General features: G+C 53.7%; 19 protein-coding genes and 1 riboswitch. Of the genes, 7 read left to right on the forward strand and 12 right to left on the reverse strand.

Going from position 1 to position 22,344, the window contains the following annotated elements:
- Positions 1-58: 58 nt before the first annotated feature.
- Positions 59-565 (reverse strand): GNAT family N-acetyltransferase, encoded by a 507-nt coding sequence (locus NST26_RS32070; protein WP_339252298.1) that lies wholly within the window; start codon positions 563-565, stop codon positions 59-61.
- Positions 566-729: 164 nt separating this feature from the next.
- Between NST26_RS32070 and NST26_RS32075 the strand changes: the two genes are divergently transcribed.
- Complete coding sequence (locus NST26_RS32075; protein WP_036722850.1) at positions 730-1,098, forward strand: DUF1304 domain-containing protein; 369 nt, start codon at positions 730-732, stop codon at positions 1,096-1,098.
- Positions 1,099-1,140: 42 nt separating this feature from the next.
- Here the strand turns inward: NST26_RS32075 and NST26_RS32080 are convergent, their stop codons facing one another.
- From NST26_RS32080 to NST26_RS32100, 5 genes are all read right to left on the reverse strand, one after another.
- Positions 1,141-1,962, reverse strand: a complete 822-nt coding sequence (locus NST26_RS32080) for a methyl-accepting chemotaxis protein (protein WP_036722852.1) — start codon at positions 1,960-1,962, stop codon at positions 1,141-1,143.
- A 291-nt stretch (positions 1,963-2,253) separates the two neighbouring features.
- A complete protein-coding gene (locus tag NST26_RS32085; RefSeq protein ID WP_340958191.1) occupies positions 2,254-2,796 on the reverse strand; it encodes a DinB family protein in 543 nt (180 codons plus the stop codon).
- A 93-nt stretch (positions 2,797-2,889) separates the two neighbouring features.
- Positions 2,890-3,837 (reverse strand): helix-turn-helix transcriptional regulator, encoded by a 948-nt coding sequence (locus tag NST26_RS32090; RefSeq protein WP_340957201.1) that lies wholly within the window; start codon positions 3,835-3,837, stop codon positions 2,890-2,892.
- 34 nt (positions 3,838-3,871) lie between these two features.
- The gene (locus NST26_RS32095) at positions 3,872-5,248 is read right to left on the reverse strand and encodes an amino acid permease (RefSeq protein WP_339252304.1); all 1,377 of its coding nucleotides are present in this window, start codon (positions 5,246-5,248) and stop codon (positions 3,872-3,874) included.
- 143 nt (positions 5,249-5,391) lie between these two features.
- Positions 5,392-5,471: riboswitch (glycine riboswitch) on the reverse strand.
- A 163-nt stretch (positions 5,472-5,634) separates the two neighbouring features.
- On the reverse strand, positions 5,635-6,591 hold the full coding sequence (locus NST26_RS32100; RefSeq protein ID WP_339252305.1) for a DUF5643 domain-containing protein: 957 nt from the start codon (positions 6,589-6,591) through the stop codon (positions 5,635-5,637).
- 196 nt (positions 6,592-6,787) lie between these two features.
- Between NST26_RS32100 and NST26_RS32105 the strand changes: the two genes are divergently transcribed.
- The 5 genes from NST26_RS32105 to NST26_RS32125 all read left to right on the forward strand — a co-directional run bounded on the left by NST26_RS32105 (position 6,788) and on the right by NST26_RS32125 (position 13,918).
- Positions 6,788-7,765, forward strand: coding sequence for an ABC transporter permease (locus NST26_RS32105; RefSeq protein ID WP_036722856.1), 978 nt, complete (start codon positions 6,788-6,790; stop codon positions 7,763-7,765).
- Positions 7,766-7,780: 15 nt separating this feature from the next.
- A complete protein-coding gene (locus tag NST26_RS32110; RefSeq protein ID WP_036722857.1) occupies positions 7,781-8,695 on the forward strand; it encodes a carbohydrate ABC transporter permease in 915 nt (304 codons plus the stop codon).
- Between the two features lie 70 nt (positions 8,696-8,765).
- Positions 8,766-10,361, forward strand: a complete 1,596-nt coding sequence (locus tag NST26_RS32115) for an ABC transporter substrate-binding protein (protein ID WP_339252308.1) — start codon at positions 8,766-8,768, stop codon at positions 10,359-10,361.
- A gap of 188 nt (positions 10,362-10,549) precedes the next feature.
- On the forward strand, positions 10,550-12,286 hold the full coding sequence (locus NST26_RS32120; protein WP_339252310.1) for a sensor histidine kinase: 1,737 nt from the start codon (positions 10,550-10,552) through the stop codon (positions 12,284-12,286).
- 6 nt (positions 12,287-12,292) lie between these two features.
- Complete coding sequence (locus NST26_RS32125) at positions 12,293-13,918, forward strand: helix-turn-helix domain-containing protein (protein WP_339252312.1); 1,626 nt, start codon at positions 12,293-12,295, stop codon at positions 13,916-13,918.
- Between the two features lie 132 nt (positions 13,919-14,050).
- On the opposite strand, the gene araA is transcribed toward NST26_RS32125, so the two are convergent.
- Genes araA through NST26_RS32140 form a run of 3 tightly spaced genes read right to left on the reverse strand, consistent with a single transcriptional unit; the run spans position 14,051 to position 17,826 of the window.
- The gene (gene araA / locus NST26_RS32130) at positions 14,051-15,475 is read right to left on the reverse strand and encodes an L-arabinose isomerase (RefSeq protein WP_339252314.1); all 1,425 of its coding nucleotides are present in this window, start codon (positions 15,473-15,475) and stop codon (positions 14,051-14,053) included.
- A gap of 38 nt (positions 15,476-15,513) precedes the next feature.
- On the reverse strand, positions 15,514-16,209 hold the full coding sequence (locus tag NST26_RS32135) for an L-ribulose-5-phosphate 4-epimerase (RefSeq protein ID WP_339252316.1): 696 nt from the start codon (positions 16,207-16,209) through the stop codon (positions 15,514-15,516).
- 3 nt (positions 16,210-16,212) lie between these two features.
- Positions 16,213-17,826 (reverse strand): xylulokinase, encoded by a 1,614-nt coding sequence (locus NST26_RS32140; protein ID WP_339252318.1) that lies wholly within the window; start codon positions 17,824-17,826, stop codon positions 16,213-16,215.
- A gap of 281 nt (positions 17,827-18,107) precedes the next feature.
- Between NST26_RS32140 and NST26_RS32145 the strand changes: the two genes are divergently transcribed.
- Entirely contained in the window at positions 18,108-19,208 is a 1,101-nt protein-coding gene (locus tag NST26_RS32145) for a GntR family transcriptional regulator (protein ID WP_340957195.1), read from the forward strand.
- Positions 19,209-19,322: 114 nt separating this feature from the next.
- On the opposite strand, the gene NST26_RS32150 is transcribed toward NST26_RS32145, so the two are convergent.
- From NST26_RS32150 to NST26_RS32160, 3 genes are all read right to left on the reverse strand, one after another.
- On the reverse strand, positions 19,323-20,048 hold the full coding sequence (locus tag NST26_RS32150) for a hypothetical protein (RefSeq protein ID WP_340980697.1): 726 nt from the start codon (positions 20,046-20,048) through the stop codon (positions 19,323-19,325).
- A 116-nt stretch (positions 20,049-20,164) separates the two neighbouring features.
- Complete coding sequence (locus NST26_RS32155) at positions 20,165-21,538, reverse strand: sensor histidine kinase (RefSeq protein ID WP_340980698.1); 1,374 nt, start codon at positions 21,536-21,538, stop codon at positions 20,165-20,167.
- 23 nt (positions 21,539-21,561) lie between these two features.
- Entirely contained in the window at positions 21,562-22,260 is a 699-nt protein-coding gene (locus NST26_RS32160) for a response regulator transcription factor (RefSeq protein WP_209868849.1), read from the reverse strand.
- Between the last annotated feature and the right edge of the window lie 84 nt (positions 22,261-22,344).

The following is a 22,344-nucleotide window of genomic DNA, read 5'->3' on the forward strand; positions in this document are numbered from 1 at the left end:
ACATATGCGATTTATCTTACCCCTTCTGCAAACATGCGGGAGGGGTTTGTGCTGTGTTTTACAGCAGCAGCACCATCAGGTCCTCGTCCAGATACTCGCCGTCAAGCTTCATCGCCCTTGGCTCTGTGCCGTAGCAGACGAATCCAAGGGATTCGTAGAGCCTTTTGGCAGACAGATTACTGGAGGTTACGGTCAGCGTAAGCTGCTCCAGCCCCGGCGCGCCCTTCGCCCGGGCAATCAGCTCCAGCATCAGCGCGCGGCCCACGCCATGTTTGCGGGCAGCCGGATCTACATATACTGCATAGACATTAGCTTTGTGCTGAATCTTAGGCCTGCTCTCCCGGAACAAGGTTGCCATTCCCGCCAGCCTCTGCTCCCCATCCAAGAAGGCGCCCAGGGTGAAATGCTCATCGGAGGAATCCAGCCTAATCCGGGTAGTCTCGATAGACAGCTTCGCTTCCGATTCATAAGAGCTAAGGAAAGCTTCCGGGTGCTGCTGCAGCGACTGCAAACGAAGCGCCCGGTAGCTTTCGGCGTCCGTGGGGGCCAGTGTTCTAATGTACATTTCTTTCCTCCCTTACAATATGGATGCAATAAATTGACAAAAGGCAAGTATTTGGTTATATTTAGGTTTGTAAAATTATATTTTGCGCAATATAAATCAATGAAACACTAACCATCCTGATTCACATTACTTAAATTCCTATCACTTGAAAAGAGGGACTTCTTATGATGACTGTAAGTTTAATTCTTGTTGCCTTAGTAGCACTAGAGCATGTGTACATACTTGTACTGGAGATGTTCCTGTGGACCACCCCGAGAGCACAGAAGGCGTTCGGATTGACCCCCGCCTTCGCACAGGAGACGAAATCGCTGGCAGCCAATCAGGGCTTATATAACGGCTTCCTCGCAGCCGGTCTAATCTGGGGGCTGCTGCATCCAAGCGCGGACTTCGGTTACCAGCTGCAATTGTTCTTCCTGATCTGTGTGGCGGTTGCGGCCATCTACGGCGGACTTACCTCCAAGCGATCCATCCTGCTGATGCAAGGCCTCCCGGCCTTTCTGGCGCTGGCGGCCACATTGATCGCACATCTGTAAAATTCGCGGACCGATGCAGGCAGCTTCCTCTCCGCTCAAGCCTTACAGCTTCTGCGCGAACTCGTTCAACTGCTCAGACATTGCCCGGATCTCCTCAATGAAGCTGGAGATCTCATGCGTGGAAGCCGCCTGCTCCTGCCCGACGGACGCAATCTGGCCTATGGCTTGACTGATCCCTTGCATGGCCGACTGAATCTCACTCAGGGTATCCCTGATCCGCTGCGCCGATTGCTCGGTTTCCTTCGAGAATCTGCGGATCTCCTTAGCCACAACGTCGAAGCCCCGGCCCCGCTCCCCGGCATGGGCGGCTTCAATCGCCGCGTTAATGCCAAGCAGGTTCGTCTGGTCGGCCACCTTCCTCAGCACCGCCAGAACCTCACTGCTTTTACGGACACTATAAGCCGTTGCATCCGATTGAATCAGCAGCTTCTGCGAATAATCGGCAAGCAGGCCTGAGCCGTCCGCGACCTGGCTAATCCGCGCATTGGCCTGATTCAGGGACAGCGCCATCCGGTCCGCGATCTCCCGCAGCTCCGTCTGCCTGCGTACCTGAATACATACCGCCCCACAGACCTCCTCATCCTCCCCATGTACCGGCAGAACTGTACCCACAAATTCATACCCGTAATATTCCCTGGGGACATTAGCCACCGAGTATTCATCCTGCTTCAGCGCATGATACAGAGGCTCATCTGCCTGAATGATCTGCCCTGCCCGGATGCCCAGATCAATGGAATCACCGGGGTAATAGGCAAGGAACTTCTCTGTGTCGCAGATGGCAATTGAGATATCGTAAGGAAAAGCAGCTTTCAGAATGGGTGCCAGATTCATTAGTTCTTCAAGGGAGCGGACGATGTTTTTCATAGATGCGGTTCTCCTTCTATTTCAGGTAGCTTCACGGTACAGTGAAATCTTGAGTTAAGTTCGACATTTTGCGAAAAACCTCCTTTATTCAAAAATGAATAATTAAAAATTGATTTATAATCACAGCATCAGTCTGACGGGTGAAGGATGCGGGTGCTTCAAGCAGCACCCCCATTTTCTTCGCCTACCTGCAGGCGTGACCATTGTGGGCGGTTTTTCAACCAAAAAAGCCGGAACCCGTCGTCTATTGCTGACAGGCTTCGGCTTTCCTTCGCTCATTGCGGCTTAACTCTATTGTACTCCTGCCCCTATTGCATCCTTCAACCGGTCCAGTTGAAGCAAGTGGTGGCGGTAGTGCATCTCGATCAGCAGATACCATTCTGCTGCAGTCAAGGGGCCGAAGCGGGGATGAGGGACAGTGCTGTGCTCAGGTGCCTGCGCAAGCTTCGGCAGGGTCTCCCGCATACGGTCCATCACGGTGTGCAGACCCTGGATCAACTGCTCCTTGCTCTCCGGCTGTACCGGCGTGTACTGCGGTGACGGCGGAACATGAACGCGTACAGGCGGGAAGCTGCCCCCGGCAAAAATCGCTTTACCATCCGGGGTCATCTCTGCTTCATTCCCCGCCGCTTCCCCGTTCCCGGCCAGACACTGATCGATATTACGGAGCTGCATGTACAGCGCCGATTGTATCAAATGCTGGACCATCTGCCCGAGAGACCACTCTCCCTCGGCAGGCTGCCGCAGCAGCTGCTCCATACTGAAGATATCTAATTCCATAAGATAGTGATGGGCAGTCTTCTCAAACTGCTGTAAGGCTTCTGTTGTCTTCATATTCTTATTCATATTCATATTCATAATATTCAGGCAGCTCCTTTATTCTTCGGTCTGACCTGAATATACACAACCGCTACTGACAACATTATGTCAGTAGCGTTCCAGCATTCTCGCCGCTTCCTCCCGCACAAGCTTCCGCAAGGCTTCCGGCTCCAGGACAACCGCCCCCGCTCCCCAGCCAAGCACCCATTGCAGCAGGTCCTCGGGCTGGCGCACGCGGAAGGTCATAAGCCTGCCGTCTGCCCGGTCCTCCACTGCCTCCAGATAAAAGTTACCCGATTCAGCCGCCTTGCCCGCGATCTCCGGCTGAACCAAAATGCACACGCGTACATGGCGGTCATCCTCCGGCTGGTACTCGTGCAGATCGAAATCCGCAGGCACTTCGAACCGGTCACCCAGAACGGTAAGCCCGCTCATTCTGGATAACCGGAAATGACGGATCTCCTGCCGCAGCCAGCACCAGGCGACCAGGGTCCAGGCGCCTCTGTTCAGGACAAGTCCATACGGCGAAGCGGTTCGGACACTCCGGTGACTTCCGTCAGCTTCCTGTCTGCCCTTCGTATACCCGAAGCTGATCTTCCGCTGCTCCAGAATCGCGCGGCGGATCTGCTCCATGTACTCCTTCTCCTGTCCTTGCAGCTTATCTTTACTGGTATTCAGCAGCAGGATGCTCTGGCGGAGCCGGGCGGTATTCTCCTTGACATCCTCCGGGAGAACCGCTTCAATCTTCCTCCCTGCTGCGGAGGCCTGGTTACCATACTGAGTGTCGAACCGCTGCTCCACGAAATCCGTCCCGATCAGCAGGGTCACTGCCTCCTCGGCGGTGAAGCTGACCGGGGGCAGGAAATACCCTTTTACCAGCGAATATCCCTGACCTGTAGCTCCTACCACCGGCACTCCAGCTTCACTAAGCGCCTGGATATCGCGGTAGATGGTTCTTACACTAGTCTCGAAGACGGACGCCAGATCCTCTGCCCGTACGACCCCTTTGCGCTGCAGCTCCAGTACGATGGCTAACATGCGGTCTGTCTTGTTCATGCGGCGGCTGCACCCTCTTCATCCTGAAATCAGTTTATGTATTGATTATACTGATTTCCTGTTCACTTTTCTCCTTACGGCTTCTAATGGAATACAGAACGAACAGCAGGATGAACCAGAGCGGGGTGAACAACAGAGCCGGACGGGTCTCAGCAGCAAAGAGCATGATCACAAGAATGGCGGCGAACAGCGTCAGGACGGCATAGTTAATTACGGGGGTGAACGGCGCTTTAAATTTGGAAGCGGCATGTAAGTCCGGGCGGTTCCTTTTATACTTGATATGGCAGACCAGCACAACGCCCCAGACCCAGATGAAGCAAATGGCGCTGATCGTAGTCACGATACCGAAGGCCTGACCCGGAATAAGCTTGCTGAGCAGTGCCCCGGCAGAAATCACCAGCGTGGAGAGGAATAAGGAATTCGCAGGCACATGATTCCGGTTCAGCTTGCCAAGCTGAGGCGAGGCCTGATTCCGTCTGCTCAGATTGTAGAGAATCCGGCTGGTCGAGAACATCCCGCTGTTGCAGGCGGAGGCTGCCGAGGTTAAGACCACGAAATTGATAATCCCCGCAGCAATCGGAATCCCGACCAGACTGAAGGTGCGCACGAACGGACTTTCAGCCGCGCTAAGCTGGGTCCAGGGATTAATGCACAGCAGCACGAAGAGCGCGCCGACATAGAAGAAGAGAATCCGCAGCGGAATTTTGTTGATCGCGGACGGGATGTTTTTCTCAGGATTAGCCGTCTCCGCTGCCGATACCCCCACCAGCTCCACGCCGACATAGGCGAATACCACCATCTGGAAGGAGAACAGGAAGCCCTTCACCCCGTTCGGGAACACGCCCCCGTGCTCCCAGAGATTGCGGACCGACACTGAGCCTGCATCTGTCTTGAACTGGGTTACCAGCAGGACAATCCCCAGGCCAATCAGAGCCAGAATCGTAACCACCTTGATCAGAGCAAACCAGAATTCGAGTTCGCCGAAGCTTTTGACCGTGAGCAGATTGAGTCCGAGCAGAATGATCAGGCAGATCACGGCCGGCACCCACTGCGGAATATCGAACCAGTACTGCACATAGACGCCCACCGCAATCACATCGGCCATCGCCGTCATAATCCAGCAGAACCAGTAGGTCCAGCCCGTAATGAACGCCGCCCGCGGCCCCAGGTAATCCTCAGCAATGTCTGTAAAAGACTGATACCCCGCCTTCGAGAGCAGCAGCTCCCCCAGCGCCCGCATTACAAAAAACACGGCAATCCCCACGATCAGATACGTGAGCATGATGGAGGGCCCGGCCTGCTGAATGGCTTTACCCGATCCCAGGAATAAACCTGTGCCAATCGTACCTCCGATGGCAATAAGCTGGACATGCCGGTTTGCAAGCTCTCTTTTTAACTCTGTCTGTGCCATACCTGTTTCCCCCTTAGTGTATATGACGCTGTCCTGCCGGGTAACGCAAAAAGGAGACTGGATATCATCCAATCTCCCGGTTCATAAGAGGTTCCAAATAAGCGTCTGCAGCAGCGGCTAATCCGCACGGCAAAACACAAATTCGGTACTCTTCTGTCCTTTTGCCTGAGATTGTGAACCCTTCGGCGCTGCGGTCTCCCGCAGTCTCTCCAGAAGCTGCTCCAGCTATAGTGTGATCCATAGCCTTCATAGCTTGCGAATATTCAATTATTTGAAGCTGACTTCATGTAAATATTTTTCAATTCTATGCACAGTCCAGACTTCTGTCAATATCATTTGTTACTCTCGTGGTCATCGCCGGGTGTCCTGCACTGCTTCATTGCACGTTATTTAACCGTAATTTTGGTTTCCAGGTCTTTATAATAAGTTTTAGCCCATTGGCCCTGCTTGTCTTTGAACATCTTCCCGCTGGCATCTTTGGAATACGTAAAAGGCTTCACGCTAATGGACTTCGGAACGGCTGGGAATGCACTATAGTTCTGTTCCTCGGTACCGCTTGTTTTAACCTTCTCAAACGGCTTGCCCCACGGCGAGATCACATTCCCCTTCTCATCCACAAGGTCATATAACATTCTTTCCGGGTTCACCTTGGACTTGGCCGCTGCCGGAACTTCACCCTTAAAGGTCACCTGCAGAGACATCGTTAACGCGGTCATCTCGAAGGAATTCACCGTATAATTGAATTTGTTGTTCTTCTTGGAGACGCCCGGCTTCAGGCTTAACAGGGTCCCCAGCTTGTTCACTTGAACTTTGAAAATAAACGGCTCCTTCACCCCGTTGGCGTATGCCTTCAGCGTTAGGTCGAATTTGTCCGGGATTTGCTGCTTCATGGCTCCTTTGGTCAGCCAGATCAACGCCGTGTCCGTATCTTCCAAATTGGGAATGATGGAAGTATCAAACAGCAGCTTTTTCCCATTGATCAACACGTCCACATTCCTGGTCTGGTCCATGAAAGAACCGTTCTTGCCCACCGTCCCTCCCTCCTGCCGGATACCTGCGACAAGCTCGTTATTGTCATAGATCAGATCGGTTAGAGTCAGGGTCACCCCTTCCTGGGTCACGGTCTGATTCGGGGCAGCAGCAAGCCCTTTCTGGACAAGCGCCTTCAGCACGGTGCTGTCACTGACCGCAAAGGCGCTGCCAGCCTTAGTTGCCTTGTTGACATCGGCTGCCGCCGCTACGGGTACAGTGAATCCCCCGCCGACAACTGTCCCTCCGAGTACAACGGTTACTGCTGTTGCTATCATTGCTTTCTTCATCGTATTTAAGCTGATCGTGTACATAGTTTCTCTCCTTTGCTGATTAAGAATATACAGGTATAACGTTCCCCTGCTGCTATTTTGTGACAGGAGCGCAGAATAACATCCTACTTGCACAAAGTCATTTTTGAATAAACAGGGTCATTTGCAAGAGAGAATTCGGTTCATCCGCTCTACTATAATAAGTTCATCCAGAACAAGTAGAGTGAGGTTAGAACTTATGGCAAATCCCGCACCACAAGCTATGAACACCAAGTTAGCGACACCGCCCCAGGGCCGTTTCGGCCGTCTGCTGCACAATATCGTGCGATACCGGGTGCTGCTGCTGATGCTGCTGCCCACCTCGATTATCTTTTTCATCAACTGCTATATTCCGATGTTCGGATTATTCATTGCCTTCAAGAACATCAACTACATTGACGGCATTATGGGCAGTCCTTGGGCCGGGCTCGACAACTTCCGGTTCCTGTTCGCCACCTCTGACGCCTTGCGCGTGACCATCAACACCGTGGGGTACAATGTGGTCTTCATTATCTCAGGACTCATCCTCTCGGTCTCGCTGGCCATTGCGATCAATGAGGTGCGTAACAAGCTGGCTTCGAAGTTCTTCCAGACCGTCATGATTATGCCGAACTTCCTGTCCATGGTCGTGGTCAGCTTCATCGTCTATGCCTTCCTGCACCCGGAGTACGGCTTCCTGGTCAAGCATATTCTGCCAATGTTCGGCTACTCCTCAGTGAATGCCTATATGCATCCTAACGCATGGCCTTACATTCTGTGGATCACCAAAATGTGGCACTCCATCGGGATCGGCAGCGTCATCTACCTTGCAGCCATCACCGGCATCAGCGAAGAGCTGTACGAAGCCGCGGTGATGGACGGCGCCAGCAAATGGCAGCAGATCACCAAGATTACCCTGCCGCTGCTCACGCCGATCATGGTCATTCTCACGATTCTTAACATGGGCGGCATCTTCCGCTCTGACTTCGGGCTGTTCTACCATGTGACCCTGGACTCCGGTGCGCTGCGCTCGACTACGGACGTCATCGACACCTATGTCTACCGGGGCCTGATCCAGCTCAACGACCTGGGGATGTCCTCAGCGGCGAATTTCTATCAATCGGTCGTCGGCTTCTTCCTGGTCATCGGCGCGAACGCTCTCGCCCGGAAGCTGAACCGCGATACGGCGCTTTTCTAGAAACGGAGGATTCTAATGACTACTGCATCCCGAAGCAACCCTTATACCAAAGGCTCCACTACCGCCCAGATTATTCTGAATGTGTTCTTCATCGCCTTCAGCCTGGCCTGTATTCTGCCGATCCTACTCATTGTCGCCATCTCCTTAACCAACGAGAAGGCCTTGACGCTGCAGGGTTACAAATTCTGGCCCGATCATATCGACGCATCCGCGTACCAATATCTGTTCAAGCATTCGGAGACACTGGTTAAGGCGTATGGCGTCAGCCTGACCGTTACCATTATCGGGACTGTTCTGGCCGTGCTGCTGATTGCGCTATATGCGTACCCGCTTTACCGGAAGGATTTTCCCTTTAAAAAAACATTCAACTTCTACCTGCTGATCACCATGCTGTTCTCGGGAGGGCTTGTCCCCTTCTATCTGCTGTACGTGAACTATCTCGATCTGAAGGACTCGCTGGTTGCGCTGATCCTGCCCGGCCTGTCCAATGCCTTCTATATCTTCATCACCCGTACCTTCTTCCAGCAGACGATCCCGGAGGAGATGATTGAATCCGGCAAGCTTGACGGGGCCTCGGAATGGCGGATATTCTTCCAGCTTGTGCTTCCGATCTCCCTGCCTGTTCTGGCTACGATCGGTCTGTTCACTACGCTGATGTATTGGAATGACTGGTTCAACTCCATGCTATTCATTAATGACACCGACAAGTTCTCCCTGCAATACGTCATGATTCAGATGATCCGCCAGGCGGAATTCTTCAAAACCCAGCTTGCCGGCAGCGGTGTCGCCCTGATGGTACAGGAATCCGTTCCGACCGAAAGTCTGCGGATGGCTATGGTCGTGCTGTCGATTGGTCCGATTCTGTTCATCTATCCGTTCTTCCAGAAGTACTTCACCAAGGGCCTTACTATAGGGGCAATCAAAGGTTAAGCGGTCTAGCTCTGGCGTAAATGCCGGTTAGAATATATGATCTAATTATCATTCGAGGAGGTTCATACAAATGAGAACAACAAGAAGCTCAGGCACGGTGCTTGCCGCTCTGACTGCCGTGATACTGGGCATTACCGGATGCGGCGGGGGCAATTCAGGTGCATCCGCCCCGTCCAAGGCAGAATCAACAGCAGCAGCCACAACGGCTGGCACGGAAGGCAGCACGAGTCCTGATACCTCAACGTTCCGGAAGCTCAAAGTTTACACGGTCGGGAATTTCCCGCAGAATGATACCAAGGCAGTTGTAGATGAGATCAATAAGTATCTCAAAGAGAAAATCAACGCCGAGATTGACTTCCAGGGACTCCCTTGGTCCTCCTGGGCCGAGAAGATGGCACTGGCTTACCAGTCCGGTGAACAGGTTGATCTGACCTTCGCCCCCAACTGGGCCGACTTCGCCAATAACGTAGCCAAGGGCGCGTTCCTCCCGCTGGATGATCTGTTAGCCAAATATGGACAAGGCATCAAGGAGACCCTTGATCCCCGCTTCCTGGACGGCGGAACCGTAGACGGCAAAATCTATGCGATTCCTACCAATAAGGAAATTGGTGAGAGCCATACCATTATGTTCCGCAAGGATCTGGTAGATAAATACGGCTTCGATGTGAACTCGATTGAGACGCTGGAGGATCTGGAGCCATGGCTGCAGACGATCAAGGAGAAGGAACCGGCTATTGCGCCGATCTGGCTCTCCGGCAGCGGCTCCGATACCCTGGGCTACTTCGACAAGACCAGAGAGAGCATGAAGGAGAACTTCCGTTATGAGCTGGTGGCCGGCGCTCCCGCCGGAATCGTACTGGATACCAAGACTGATAAGATGGTGATCAGCTCCATGGAGTCCGACACCGCAATCTACCGGATGAAGCTCTACGGCGACTGGTTCAGCAAAGGCTACATCAATAAAGATGCCGCAACGACCAAAACCAGTACTGAAGACGCTTTCAAGGCCGGTAAGACCTGGATGAAATTCGGTTCAGACAAACCGGATTCCGACAAGGAAGATTCCATCGCTACCGGCATTGAGCTGGTGAAGCTGAAGGGGAATGAACCCGAGATCAGTACAGCCAGCGTCAGCAACTCCATGATGGCCATCGGACGCACCTCGATTGATCCCGAGCGGACCATGATGCTGCTGAACCTTCTGCATACCGATCCGGTGCTGGTCAATCTCATTGACTTCGGTGTAGAAGGACGGCAATATGTGAAGGTGGAAGGCAAAGAGAACTTCATCAAGCTGCCTGACGGCATTGCTACCCGTGCCGATACCGGCTGGGCGCCGGGCATTGAATGGATGTTCGGTAACCAGACCATAACCTATCTGTGGGAAGGCGAAAGCGCCGACAAGTGGGAGAAATTCAAGGCTTATAACGAGAGCGCCCATAAGGTGAAGTCCTTCGGCTTCAACTTCAATACCGACGCTGTCAAAACACAGGTCTCCGTGGTCAGCAACATTATCAAGGAATTCCGCCCGCTGCTGGAAACGGGCAGCCTGGGTGTAGATAAGGTGCTTACGGAGTACAATAAGAAGCTTAAGGCTAACGGCATTGAAGAGATCCGCGCCGAGGTTCAGAAGCAATACGATGCCTGGAAGGCCAAACAATCCTAAACAAACAAGTGAAAACGACGATGCCGTCCTTTTAAGGACGGCACCCGTTTCAGCGAGAAATATAAGGATAAGTTGTCGTGTGGAACATACAAATTCTTATATTTTAAGCTAAGGGGAAGGACGGCTGCCGTCCTTCCCCTTTCCTGCCGCTCAGCGTGTAAATGTACCTAAGGATAAGGGGGAAGACTGTGAAACTATCATTGCGATTCAAAGTGAGTGCCCTTGTCCTGCTGCTGGTCACGCCGCTGTTCCTCTTTCTCTCCTACACCAATCTCTATTCCACCAACATTGTCCGGGAGAAGGTTGCGAAGTCCGCTTCGGACACGTTGACCCTGCACTTAGGTACACTCGATGAGCTGCTGGAGCAGACCAGCCATTATCTGCTGCGTACGGCCAATGAAAACATGCTGCTGGAGCTCTATTCCGACAGCGGTCCCGACAGCGTCAATTATTATCTGTCCATCCGTAAGCTGATGGACCAGTGGTACAGCGATGTCAGCTACTATACCATTATCCGCAGTGTCTTCGTCTACCATCAGGACCGGGATGAACTCTTCCTGAGCAGCCAGAAAGAGTATTACCAAGAGAAGGAGATGATTGCCTCGGGGCTGTCTTCACACCTCAAGACCCCTAATCTCCAGGCCTCCCTGAAGTGGGAGACCGTGACCCTCGGCGGAGAGCCGGTGTTATTCAAGGTGCTGCCGGACAAGAGCGGCCGGCTTCTCATGGGGGTACTGGTCAGCATCGATTCTCTGGCCCAGCCCCTGACCCAGTTGGAGTCTACCGGGGGCAGCGGACAGGTCGGCATGATCGACAATGACGGTAAATTACTCTGGGGCCAGTTCGCCAGTAAAGATCTTGCGCTCATCCGCAGCCGGCTTAATCAGCCCAACCCTCGTGCTGATGCCTCGATTCGCCTGAGTAACGGTAATTCGTATCTGCTGATTGACAAGCCATCCCAATATTCCAATCTGAATGTCTTTTTCCTGCTCGACGAGAAATCCATTCTGGACGAGCTGCCGATCTTCCAGCAGATCATCAAGGTGATTCCCTTCGTCATTATCCTCGTAATGGTTATCCTGTTGGCTCTGCTTAGCAGACTGGTGTTCAAGCCTATCCAGCAATTGACCAGCGGGATGCGCATCTTGGGGAAGGGACAGCTGGAATACCGGCTGAAGGATGGCAACAGCAGAGAGTTCCAGATCATTACGATGCAATTCAACCAGATGGCGGAGCAGATCGGCAATCTCAAGATTGATGTGTATGAGGAGCAGATGAAGGTGCAGCAGGCCGAGCTGAAGCATCTCCAGGCGCAGATCAATCCCCATTTTTTCATGAATTCCTTGAATATCGTCTTTCATCTGGTAGAGCTGAAGCAATATGCCTTGATCAAAAAGATGATCGGACATCTGGTCTCCCACTTCCGCTTCATTATGAATACCAACGACGCCTGGCTTCCGCTCCGCAGCGAGCTGAATCATATTCAGAACTATATCGAGATCCAGATGGTTATGTATCCGAACAAGCTGTCTTATGAAGTGCTGCTTCCGCAGGAGCTGGAGTCTACGCTGATTCCGCCGCTGCTGATCCAGCCCTTCGTCGAGAATGCCATCAAGCATGGCTTCATCAACAATTCGAAGCCCTTCGAGGTCGGCATCACAGTCAGTGAAGAAGCCGGAGAGAGCGGCGATTCCTGCATTGCCATTCAGATCCGCGATTCCGGGCCGGGCTTCTCCGCGGCTCAGCTCGACAGGCTCAATCATGGCGTATATGAGCGCAAGCCGACAGACCGCCATCTGGGGATATGGAACGTATACAGACGCATGCTGATGTTCTATAACAACCGGGCACGGCTTACCTTCCACAATGCTCCAGACGGAGGCGCGGTTGTGGAAATCAGACTACCCGTTCAAAAGGAGCTGTGACGTTCAATGTACAGAGTTCTAATCGTTGACGACCAATACTTCGCCTTGCTCGGCCTTCAGCAGGGGGTAGATTGGAGCGCGCTTAGCGTGTCAGATGTCTGTCTGGCGGAGAACGTAGACCAGGCGATTGCTGTTCTTGAGCAGCAGCCCGTAGACCTGCTGATCTGCGATATTGAAATGCCGGGCAAAAGCGGCCTGGAGCTGCTGGCCTGGGTGAAGCAATCCGCTCCCGGCACGCTGACGATTATGCTGACCTGCCATGCGGATTTCGAGTATGCCCAGCGCGCGATTTACCACGGAGCCTTCCATTATCTGCTCAAGCCGGTAGACTATGAGGAATTGATGAAAATCTCCCGTGAGGCGCTATTCGAGATCAGCAAGCAGAGAGAGCAGCAGCAGTTCGAGGCCCTGATCCAGAAGTACCGGAGACAGTGGGAGCATCAGCTCCCCCTGCTGGTGGAACGGTTCTGGCAGGATATTCTCAGCCAGCGGGCAGCGCCCGTGCTGGAATCGCTCACCCTTCCGGCGAACACCTACAATCTGGATCTGCAGCCTGGAGACCGCTACTTCCTCGCTCTGCTCGGGTTGGAGCAGTGGAAGGAGAACCTTAGCGCACGGGATGAGACAATTATGGAATATGCACTGCGCAACATGGCCGATGAGCTGCTGCTAAGCGGGCTGGAAGGCACTGTGCTGCAGGATCAGGTCGGCCATAATCTGGCGGTCATCTACGTGCGTGGCGATATGAACGCCGTCCGGCATACGCTGGAGCAGAATGGCCGCACCTTCCTGGATACCTGCGGACGGCTGCTGCATTGCTCCCTCTCGATCTACATCAGCGCGGGTGTCCCTCTATCCGGAATCATGAGCGCTTACACGAATGTCACGGAGCGGGAACAACGCAACCTGAATCGTTCGCGTCAGGTGTTCGGACCGGAGGATCAGGCATATAGCCGAGATCAGCCGCTTGCGCCGGTGCCTCAGGCAGCGCCTATGCATATCTTCGGAGAGTGGGCGACCCTCCTGGAGCTTGGCGAGCTGGAGGAGCTGGAGCGCCGCGTGACGCTGTGGTTCTCGGGCATCGGGCCCGGCCGCTGGACAAGTGAGCTGCACCGCCAGCTTATCCACGGCATCCTGTTCATTGTACACACCGTTCTCGCCAAAAAAGGCTTATCCGCACACGCCTCAGCGGAGCTGAAGCCCTTGATGGATAAGGAGAATTATCCGAAGCAGTCCGCTTCGCTCCAGCATTGGGCGCTGGAATGCCTGCGAGCCGTAATGCACTTATTGCAGACCAGCAATAACGTATCCTCGGCCACGGTCACCAAGATCCGGCAGTATATCCGCTCGCGTCTGAGCGAAGAGATCACCCGCGACGAACTCGCGGCCTATGTCTACTTGAACCCGGCCTACTTGTCGCGGCTGTTCAAGAAGGAGACCGGGCTGTCAATCTCCGATGTGATCATTCAGGAACGGCTGCAGAAGGCCAAGCAGCTGCTGGAGGAGACAGAGCTGAAGATCACCGATATCGCCGAGCAGGTCGGATACACCAGCCTCGGCAGCTTCTCCAACCTGTTCAAACGGATCGTCGGCGCCACACCGCAGCAATACCGTGCGCGGAATAAGAAGTGAGTGGGGCGGGCAGATGCTTTTGAATCTCGCCGCCGCACTCACCATACCTGCCGAACAAAAAGAGCGAGAGGGCTATATGCCCCTTCGCTCTTTTTATATGCACTCGCTGTTAACTTTTACAAGTAACTCTAATTACTTAATAATTACATATTCCAGGCCAACCAGCTTCGCATAGGTAACGATCTGATCGGTCGTCAGGTTCAGCGATACAACGGTGTGGTGTCCGCCGCCGTTCTCGATCCAGGCTCTGACTCCGTCCTGGAAGTTAGGCTTCACCTGCCACAGCACACGGGCTACCGGCAGATTCGGAGCCGGAACGGTTGGCTCGAACGCGGTAACTTCGTTGATCAGCAGCTTGTAGTGGGTGCCGAAGTCGGCCATCGATACCACGACACCTTCGCCTGCCTTGCCGTCGAAGACGAGGCGGGCCGGGTCTTCACGGTCGCCGATCCCCAGCGGAGATACGATGATCTTCGGCTGATTGCTGGCCAGGCTCGGATCAACCTCCAGCATGTGGGACTGGAGAATTGCTTCCTGTCCGGCAGCCATTTCGTAAGTGTAATCCTCCATGAACCCGGTGTTCAGGTTGTGGCTCATCACCTTCATCAGGCGGTCCAGGGCCGCAGTCTTCCAGTCCCCTTCACCGGCGAAGCCGTAGCCTTGGGCCATCAGGCGCTGAACAGCCAGACCCGGAAGCTGCTTCATGCCGTGCAGGTCCTCGAAGTTAGAGGTGAAGGCATTGTAGCCGCCTGCATCCAAGAAGCGCTTAAGGGCAATCTCGTAGCTCGCCTGCACCTTCACGCTGGCTTCCCAATCTTCCTTGCTGTACGTGCCATAATCAACGGCATACAGCTTGGTATATTCTGCGAACAGGGCATCGATCTCTTCCTGCTTCACTTCATTCACATAAGTGACCAGATCGCCGATGCCGAAGTAATCTACGGTCCAGCCGAACTGGATCTGGGCTTCTACCTTGTCGCCTTCGGTAACGCCGACGTTGCGCATGTTGTCGCCGAAGCGGGCAACCTTGATGTTGAAGCTTTCGTTATAAGCTACAGCAACGTCCATCCACTCAGCAATCTGCTTCTGGACTTCCGGACGTTCCCAGTATCCTACAACGACCTTATTCTGCTTCTTCAGGCGGGCATTGATGAAGCCATACTCACGGTCGCCATGGGCAGCCTGGTTCAGGTTCATGAAGTCCATGTCAATCGTTGCCCAAGGGATGCTCTCATTGTACTGGGTAGCCAGATGAAGCAACGGCTTCTGCAGCAGCTTCGTGCCGCGAATCCACATTTTGGCCGGGGAGAAGGTGTGCATCCAGGTGATTACACCGGCAACCTCATCACGATAGTTCACTTCTTTCATGATGGAGGTGATTTTGTCTGCGCTAACGGCCAGATCCTGCAATACCAGCGGATAAGGAAGCACCCCGCTGTTGTTGAGCGCATCAGTCATTTCCTGGGCATGTGCCTTCACCTCACCCAGCGCTTCATCTCCATACAGGTGCTGAGATCCTACGACGAACCAGAATTGCTTGTCGCTTACTGTTGACATATCATTCATCCTCTTCTCTATTAGTTTGGTAAAAGTCGTTACTTCTGTCCGTAATACGCATCCTTGCCGTGCTTGCGCAGATAATGCTTGTCCAGAATCCGCTGCGGCAGCTCCTCGGCGAACGTATTCAGCTGGCGGGCGAAGTGGTTCATCTTGGACACTTCCTCCAGTACCACACTGTTCATGACAGCAGCGTGGGCATCCTTGCCCCATGTGAACGGCGCATGCCCCTTCAGCAGAACGCCGGGAATCGCCATCACATCCAGCCCCCGCTGTTCAAAAGTCTCAATGATCACATGCCCAGTCTCTGCTTCATAACCGCGGTCAATCTCTTCCTGGGTCAGGAACCGTGTACACGGTACAGAACCATAGAAGGTGTCTGCATGCGTCGTGCCCATAACCGGAACATCCAGTCCGGCCTGAGCCCAGATGGTTGCCCACGTGGAATGCGTATGCACGATGCCGCCAATTTCGGCATAGTGCTTGTAGAGTACAGCGTGGGTCGCTGTATCCGAGGAAGGCCGCATCTCTCCCTCCACCACATTGCCATCGAAGTCCACAACGACCATATCGCTCGGCTTCATCTTGTCATAGCTGACTCCGCTCGGCTTGATGACGAACAGACTGCTCGCCCGGTCCACCGCGCTCACATTGCCCCAGGTGTATTTGACCAGCCCGTGCTTAGGCAGCTCCAGATTGGCCGCGTACACCTCTTCCTTCAGTTGCTCCAGCATGTGTTAATTCCCCCCGTTCTCTACGAGATGATCTACAGCGGCCTGCTCAATCGCCAGACCCGCCGTGTAGCGTTCCATGAACAATTCAAAGCCCTTCACATCCGCCGCAACCGGATGAATGGTCTCGCCTTCGATATCCTTGAAGACCTTCTGGTCGAGGAAATCATCCAGACGCTCCTGCTGCGCTCTGTTCTTCATATAAGAAGCCAGAATCGCCATGCCCCACGCGCCGCCTTCTCCGGCTGTTGCCATCACAGAGACCGGAACATTCATCGCAGCAGCCACGATTCTCTGTCCGACAACAGGCGTCTTGAACAAGCCGCCGTGCGCCAGAATGCTGTCGATGGACACCTGCTCCTTCAAGGTCAGAATATCCATCCCGATCTTCAGCGCGCCAAAAGCGGAGAACAAATGCGTCCGCATAAAGTTGCCCAGCGTGAATCGGCTCTCAGGCGAGCGGACAAACAGCGGCCGTCCCTTCTCCAGCCCGGTGATGTTCTCACCCGAGAAATAGCCGTAGCTTAGCAGTCCGCCGCCATCAGCGTCCGCCTCCAACGCTTTATTGAACAGAACACTGAAGAGCTGGGCCGGATCAGCCTTGAAGCCCATCGCCTCCGAGAATTCCCGGAACAAGCCGACCCAGGCATTGATATCGCTGGAGCAGTTGTTGGCATGCACCATCCCTACCGGACTGCCATCGGGGGTAGTCACCATGTCAATCTCAGGGTATACCGCTGTAAGGTCCTTCTCCAGCACGATCATGGCGAACACGGAGGTGCCTACAGAGATATTACCGGTCCGTTTGCGCACACTGTTCGTAGCGACCATTCCTGTTCCGGCATCGCCCTCTGGAGGACAGAGCGGAATGCCTGCCAGCAGGTCCCCGGACTCATCCAGCAGTCTCGCTCCGGCTTCCGTTAACACACCAGCCTGCTCGCCTGCTGCGTAGACCTTGGGCAGGAGATCACTCAGCCTCCAAGGGTAATTCTTAGCGGCAATCAGCTCATCGAACTGGCTGACCATGGCCGGGTGGTAATCCTGTGAAGCTTCATCTATAGGGAAGACCCCGGAGGCATCGCCAATCCCGATCGCCTTGCTGCCGGTCAGCAGCCAATGGATGTATCCGCCCAGCGTCGTTACGAACGTTGCCTGCGGAACATGCTCTTCCCCGTTCAGAATCGCCTGATACAGGTGGGCAATGGTCCAGCGCTCCGGAATATTGAACTGGAACAGCTCTGTTAATTCCTTGGCCGCCGCACCGGTTGTAGCATTACGCCAGGTCCGGAACGGAACCAGCAGCTCGCCCGCGCTGTCAAAGGCCATATATCCGTGCATCATTGCTGAGAATCCGATCGAACCGACAGTAGTAAGCGTAACCCCGTATTTCTGTGCAACCTCCTGCTTCATCTCGCGGTAAGCCGCTTGCAGCCCCTTGATGATATCGGTGAGGGGATACGTCCAGTACCCGCCTTCCAGCAGGTTCTCCCACTCGTAGCTTCCGGATGCAACCGCCTCGAATCGCTGATCAATCAGGACGGCTTTGATACGTGTGGACCCAAATTCGATACCCAGTGATGTCTCTCCCTTAAGTATCGCTTGCTTGATGTTCTGATCCATGCCCACGTTACTCCTCTCTGAACCAAACTGTGTTACTTACGAATTTAAAGAATGCGCTTCCTTTATGAACAGGTTTAGTATATTTTTTGTTCGTACATTTGTCAATAATAGATATAAGATATACCTACAAATTTACCGGAAAATCACCCGTATTTTACGCAAATCATGATATATGGTAGACACCGGAGGATATTAAGCTTATATTCAAGCTATAATATGTACGTACAACTACAATAATTTATCCACTCCAAATAAGAACAACTATGAAAGAAGTGACCCATGTGCGAACCAAGTACCAGATCATATTCGATGAACTCAAAAGCAACATCCTGTCCGGCACCTACAGTGTAGGCGAGCAAATTCCTACGGAGTCGGCGCTGCAGGAGATGTACGGCGTCAGCCGCCAGACCGTGCGGAAGGCCATTCTGGAGCTATCCAATGAGGGGTTTCTGCGCAGCGAAAAGGGCTCGGGCACCTATGTCAGCCACCAGTTCCGGTCCAAATCCGGGAATGGCGCGGGCAAGCGGACCATCGGCGTAATAACCACTTACCTCTCCGATTATATTTTCCCGTCCATTATCCGGGGCATTGAAGGCAGGCTGAATGAAGACAACTATTCGCTGCTGCTCGCCAGCACCAATAACGATGTCGCCCAGGAGAAAAAAGCGCTGGAGATGATGCTGTCCTACGGGGTAGACGGGCTGATCATTGAGCCAACCAAGAGCAACCTCTACAATCCGAACATCGCTTACTACTTGTCGTTCAAGGAGCAGGACGTCCCGTTCATCATGATTAACGCTTATTATGAGGAGCTGGAGGTGCCGTTCTTCTGCCTGGATGACGTACAGTCGAGTTATCTGGCGACCCGGGAGCTGATTGCGAAGGGCCATACCCAGATCGGGATTATCGCCAAAATGGACGATCTCCAGGGCAAATACCGCATGAAGGGCTATATCAAGGCACTCGGCGAGGCCAAGCTTCGCTTCCACCCGGAGCAGGTCCTCTCCTTCGATACCGAATCGAAGCAGGCGCTGTCGGCCAATCTGGAGCAATTCCTGACAGATAACAGAGAGGTGCTGACCGCTATCGTCTGCTATAACGATGAAGTGGGCCTGGAAGTGGTCAAGATGTGCCGCGAACTGGGGATCTCAATTCCTGGAGAGCTGTCGATTATCGGGCAGGACAATTCCTATATCGCCAAGAATGCAGGGATCAAGCTGACGACGCTGACCCACCCGCAGGAGAGAATGGGCCGTGACGCCGCCGAATGGGTCATTAAGAAGCTTCAGGGTAAAAAAGACCTGAAGAGCAGCAACTACTATCTGCCCGAGCTGGTAGAGGGGGAGACGGTGCGGGTGCTGGAGCCGGCTCCAGTGGAATAGGAAGTCCGCCCGGGAATGTGCAGACAAAAGACAAACAGCCCTGACCGCTTCATGACCGTTACAGGCCGTGAAGCGGCAGGGCTGTTCAGTATTCTGCTGATTCAGGGGACTGATTTAGTCCAGCAGAGTAGAGATGCTTATGCTTTCAATCTTAGCGCCCTTGACGTGGAACAGCATATAATCCACATAGTTGCTTGGGGCGAACCGGAAGTCATCCTCTTCCTCAGGTGCACCGTCTCCGGTCAGCGTGCCTTCGGGATAGGCTTTTTTGAGCGTATCCAGGCTGTCTCCGACCTTGATATTACGGACTGTAGTGTACTTCGGATCAGTGATCTTCATGTTGAAGATGTAGAACTGCTTGCCGTCACCCGAATCAATGGTCTTAATCTCAAGGCCCGGGAAGGTATACGTGTTCTCTGTTCTGCCGATCAGGGTATCCATATTTTTACCGTCATCCAAGGAATAAGTGTGCGATTTCTTCGCCGTTGCCTTGCCAAGCATACTCTCCAGCTTAGCATCATCCACAATGTCAGAGAGGGCAATAGTCTGGTCCTTATAGACAAAAGCCAGCTCCTTCAGAACCACATTCCCTTCCTTCTCAATGGTTCCCTCCTTGATTGCCTCCGAGCTGCCCGCTGAAGCCGCAGGGGTTGGCTCGGCCGTAGCAGCTTCAGTCGCCGCAGGGGTTGCTTCCGGTGCCGCTGTGGCCACCGCTTCAGTGGTAGGCTCTGCCGAAGGAGTTGCCGCCGGAGCGGCTGAATCAGACTGGCACCCGGCCAGAAGTGTCATTAACAATACTGCGGACAGCAGCAGCGCTGCCGGTTTTTTAAATGTTCCCATAAGTAATCCCTCCATGAATGTACGCGATGGACGCGTTGTTTGTTTGGTATGAGGTTAGTATACGAAAAGCATTTATTAGTGTAATAACAGAGTTGTATCAGTCTTGTAACGCCTGTTTACAGGAGCGGCAGACGGATGGAGACCGTGGTTCCCGCGCCGAGCTGACTCTCAATATCCAGGTGCCCGCCGAACTTCTCAGCGATCTCCTTACATATGGACAGCCCCAGCCCCGTTCCGCCTGCCCCGCCTGCATTGCTTGCCCGGTAGAACCGCTCCTGCACACGGGTAAGCTCATCCGCGCTGATTCCAATGCCCTGATCGCTGATCCGGACGACAGCTTCCTGCTCCCGGACCAAAGTTTCAATGCTTACCCGGGTACCGGGACCGGAGTATTTGATCGCGTTGTCCAGCACATTCGCGATGGCATGGGACATCAGCACCTGATTGACATTGACGAAGGCCGGCGGCCCCTGCCGGATCGTAAGCTCTATCCCCTTACTGTCCGCCTTGGCCCTCAATCCAGCGGCTCCCCCTGCGGCCAGCTGTGCCAGGTCCGTCTTCTCGGCATCGATTCCATCCTGCCCTGCCTTATCGAAGCGCGACAGCATGAGCAGCTCATTGACCAGCCGGGTCAGGCGGTCCGATTCATTCACCAGATGGAAGTAGATCCGCTGCAGCTCCTCATCCTCGTCCTCACCTTCGTACAAATATTGAGAGAACCCCTTGATCGCAGCAAGCGGCGTTTTCAGCTCATGGGATACGTTCGAGACAAACTGCTTCTGATACTGGATATAGTCGCTGAGCTGAATACCCATCCGGTTCAGGCCCGCAGCCAGCATGCCCAGCTCATCCTTCCGATTCAGGTGAACCTCGCGGAACTGCTGCTTGGAGAAGCTCTCCGTAGCACCCAGCAGATATTTAATTGGCTTCGTCGTATTCCGGGCAATGAACAGACTGGAGAGCGTAATCAGAATAATGAATCCCCCTGCACCGGCGAACAGGATATAGCGGATCTGGTCCATCATCGTATAGAAATAAGAGACATCCTCCACGAACTCGTACACATAGCTATTCTGATAATACTTGTCTTGGATCGGAACCGCGAAGTAGAGCAGATGATCCTCGGAGACCGTATACGCATAATTGCCCTTAAGGGCATTCTGGATATTCCCGGGGAAAATGACGGGGGTCTTGTTATTGATCACAATCCCGTCAACGGCGAGTCCCAGCAGCTTCTGGCTGCTGTCGTAGATGCGCACTTCCTTGACGGAGGCTTTTAACGTCTCCAGCGCGCTTCTCGCCACCGCCTCCATCTGCCCGGCATCCACCTCTTGTTCGTGCCTGGAGAGCACCTCCCTGAAGGACATCTCGCCAAGATCCGCCTTCTCCATCATTTGCTTCTCTATGGTTACGAAGCTGAAATAGTCAATCGCCTTATTAACCGAAATAATGATAACGGCAAAGGACAGCACCGAGAACAGCAAATACATTAGCACCAGCCGGGTCGCGTATTTCAGGCGGAGCCACCTCCCAGCTGATAACCGAAGCCGTAGACGGTGCGGATATATTTCGGATTCTCGGCATCATCCTCCAGCTTCTTTCTTAAGCGCATGATCGTCATATCCACGCTGCGGCTGTCGCCCATGAAGTCATAGCCCCAGACAATCTCCAGCAGCTCATCCCGGGTATAGATTTTGTCCGGGCGCTTCAGCAGGGTCTCCAGAATCCGGAATTCCTTGGCTGTCAGAGCCACCGGAACGCCGCCTTTCTGCACCACCCGGGTCTCCAGATCGAAGGTCAGCTCCTCATGAGTGATCCGGGTATCTTCAGCTTCTGCGGGCAGACCGCTGTTCTGGGCTCTCCGGAGCACCACCTTGATCCGCGCCAGCAGCTCCCGGTTATCGAACGGCTTGGTCATGTAATCCTCTGCCCCCAGCTCAAGCCCCAGCACCTTATCGATAATCTCATTCTTGGCCGACAGCATAATGACGGGAACGGCCTGCCGCTTGGTGATCTCCTTACACAGGTCATAGCCCGAGCAATCGGGCAGCATCAGATCCAGTACCACCAGGTCCGGCTGAAAAGCATCCAAGGCCTCTAGTCCCGCACTCCCGTTCTCCGCTGTCCGCACCTCATAATTCTCTCTGCGGAGCACAAGCTCGATCAGATCTCTAAGGGCAGCTTCATCATCGATTACGAGAATTTTGTTCATCCGATCCCTCCTCCTATACTTAATATTAACACCGGCAAAGGACGTTAATCTCCCCGCAGCGCAGATCACCTGTTATCATTGCCC

Source organism: Paenibacillus sp. FSL R7-0128, from assembly GCF_038002245.1.
Taxonomy (GTDB): Bacteria; Bacillota; Bacilli; order Paenibacillales; family Paenibacillaceae; genus Paenibacillus_AQ; species Paenibacillus_AQ silagei.